The following is a 520-nucleotide window of genomic DNA, read 5'->3' on the forward strand; positions in this document are numbered from 1 at the left end:
ATCCATATCCAGCGCAACGTGGCCCATCGCCAGAGGTGACACCGGAGCTTCGACGGACTGAAGAAACTCGACGCTGGCATCGTCCAGCAGGGGTGTCAGGCCTTGAGCGTCTTCATCAAATCGCTGGCGCAACCGGGCCGAGGATGGCGACTGCTTGATGCCCAGCGCAGACTTGAAAAATGGGTCCGTTCGCACCGGCTCGGCCGCCTCGAAGTCACTCTTGCCCAGCGTGATCAGGCCAAGATAGGTCCGGATCAGTTCAATGTTCGGAATGCCGTGCCGCTTGGCGACGGTGCGGGCGGTTTTGGTAAGCGATGTATGCCGGTTCAGGCAATGACCGACCAGGGCCAGCCCGCCGTTGGGTGTATAGACTTCGGTTCGGGATTGCTGGAGAGTGAAGGTACGCATGAGCCGAAAGCACTGACTGGGTGAATGGATGTCAGATGCTATTATATCGCTCCAAGCCTTGTTATTGCAGGCTTTGGGCGTGAGTTCAGCTCGTTGAAGTCACGGATTCAGG

At 57.9% G+C, this 520-nt stretch carries 1 pseudogene; it reads right to left on the bottom strand.

Annotated elements, in window-relative coordinates:
* Positions 1-408, bottom strand: a pseudogene (locus JIF53_RS00290) (IS1380 family transposase); the annotation flags it as partial.
* Positions 409-520: the final 112 nt, after the last annotated feature.

Source organism: Marinobacter sp. bablab_jr008, assembly GCF_016464145.1.
Classification (GTDB): domain Bacteria; phylum Pseudomonadota; class Gammaproteobacteria; order Pseudomonadales; family Oleiphilaceae; genus Marinobacter; species Marinobacter nauticus.